Genomic DNA, 1,901 nt, shown 5'->3' with positions numbered 1-1,901 from the left:
AGTGATAGATAAGCGCCAGTGTGATCAAGCAAGACACGGCTATCGCAAGGCACGCACCTGCCGAGAAGTGCCAACGTCGGCATCGACTTCATTCAGGGTTTGCTACGAACCGGCGGCGGCGATACCCCCCGCTCAAGTGCGCCGTAAACAGTGGTGAGGGGGGGTTGGCCCAGCCAGGCTGGAATGACGTCACGAATTCGTCGCACATCTCATCGAAGGGCTTAGCGGCCTTAGCTAACTGACTAATAATCCGGAGGCCAGAAAGCAGCTTGGCGATAGTGTCGTCAACAAAATCAAGACTGAAGCAGTACACCCGGCAGCGCCGTCAACAAGTGGCTCACGAGAGACTGACATGAAATACTACTTATTTCGAGAAGATACAAACATTAACAATAGATGGTACTTAGGCAGCATCAAGCACTGCAATAACTGGTTCTTTACAGACCCACCGGTAGAATATATGGAGCCTTGCACTTATGAAATTGAAATGCAAAGTGATGGTGTTGCTCTAGACTTCTCCCTGGCTGGATACGCCTCCGTTCCCATCATCAGTCATAAAGCAAAAAAATCATTTATCGGCATTTCCGATTTTGATGAACCCTTCAGGCACGTCGTACTTGAGCCTGCGAAAGTCGTAGGCCACCAAGATGAATTTTATGTAATGATTGTGGAAACACAAATCGACTGTGTAGATGAGACACGCTCTATATTTGAAAAATACAAATCAGATGATTCAGTCCGCCCAGACAGGGCAGGTGAGTATAGAGTTTTCTTGAACCTTGTTATTGACCCAGCAAAGGTTAATGGGGAAAATATTTTTCGAATCAAAAAACACCTAGGCGCTCTAATCGTCAGCGAAAAAGTCAAGCTTAGAATGGAGCAAGCTGGTGTGACAGGCGCTATCTTTGAAAGTGTAAACGGGGAGAATACTGTCGTTTGCTAGATGGCAATTTATTTCCGCCTATAACAGTCAGCTCGCAGAAGGCTATCGGCGAATTTGCCTGGCAGGTCGGCAGCATTGCGACTGAAGGCGACGGCGATGCAAAGGGTCATGCTCAAGCTTGCAGCCAAGGCGGAACATGTGACGGCTACAACCTTTTCCCGCAAGATAAAAACTTCAATAATTCAGCCTATAAAGTTTTCTATGAAAATATCATCAAAAAGGCTCTGGACGACCCGACGAAGACAGTTGGCCCAACCACAATCAAATTCAAAAGATCAACTGCCGACTCTATTAGACCCGACACTTTATCAGTCACCTATACCATTGATGGCAGGACCAGAACCAGTATTTTCAAAAATGAATCCAGCAAGCCTTGAAAGGAACACATATGATTACCGAAGATTTTGCATTAATTAAAGAAATATTTTCCATTATTGATAACGGAATTATCGACGGCTATGATCGTTTTCGTTACGAGGTGGTAGTAGGAAAAGGATTCATAGACACAGAGTTACTTGTCGAAAAGGATGGAGTGGAGACTACCAACGCCCGGACAGATATAGACGATACACAGTTGTATGAGTTGGTAGATAAGCTTAAACATAGCGCTGAGCAACGCGGTGAAGATTGGGTTTCATTCGTAATTTCATATAAACATGGAGAGCAAGTCAGTACAAAGTTCAAATACCCTGACAACTGAGATGCTTATAAAAAATACAGTTTACCTAGGGAAGGTCTGAAGTAGACATTGATTTTTGATGCCCCTCATGGCCTGATTTTCAAAAAAACTCGCCCGATCAGATAATCAGACTTTTCCCGCTTTTAACTCGATACCCAGATCAAAGGCGCGGTGGCGAGTGGCAAGAAGGTGATCGCCAATTTCGGCGGCGATCTTAATATCGAAAGCCTGCAAGACACCAACACGTACAAAGTCGATGAAAAGAGCCTCGGCATCGGC

3 protein-coding genes and 1 pseudogene are annotated in these 1,901 nt (G+C 45.2%); all 4 read left to right on the top strand.

Features of this window, described 5'->3' with window-relative positions:
* Positions 1 to 352 precede the first annotated feature (352 nt).
* The gene (locus tag AOA59_RS00560) at positions 353 to 943 is read left to right on the top strand and encodes an imm11 family protein (RefSeq protein ID WP_099485453.1); all 591 of its coding nucleotides are present in this window, start codon (positions 353 to 355) and stop codon (positions 941 to 943) included.
* Entirely contained in the window at positions 937 to 1,320 is a 384-nt protein-coding gene (locus tag AOA59_RS31875) for a hypothetical protein (protein ID WP_143522731.1), read from the top strand. Before AOA59_RS00560 ends, AOA59_RS31875 begins: the two co-directional genes overlap by 7 nt.
* Before the next feature lie 11 nt (positions 1,321 to 1,331).
* Positions 1,332 to 1,643 carry a hypothetical protein gene (locus AOA59_RS00555; RefSeq protein WP_017134681.1) on the top strand — a complete coding sequence of 104 codons (312 nt, stop codon included), beginning with the start codon at positions 1,332 to 1,334 and terminating at the stop codon, positions 1,641 to 1,643.
* 129 nt (positions 1,644 to 1,772) lie between these two features.
* A pseudogene (locus tag AOA59_RS33405) lies at positions 1,773 to 1,901 on the top strand (hemagglutinin repeat-containing protein); the annotation flags it as partial.

Source organism: Pseudomonas sp. 2822-15 (assembly GCF_002742515.1).
GTDB classification, from domain to species: Bacteria; Pseudomonadota; Gammaproteobacteria; order Pseudomonadales; family Pseudomonadaceae; genus Aquipseudomonas; species Aquipseudomonas salomonii.
This window is presented reverse-complemented; position numbering and strand designations above follow the sequence as displayed.

Bases quoted from the DNA above. Each gene is read 5' to 3' on its own strand.
- AOA59_RS00560 (WP_099485453.1), top strand. From the start codon at position 353: ATGAAATACTACTTATTTCGAGAAGATACAAACATTAACAATAGATGG.
- AOA59_RS00555 (WP_017134681.1), top strand. From the start codon at position 1,332: ATGATTACCGAAGATTTTGCATTAATTAAAGAAATATTTTCCATTATT.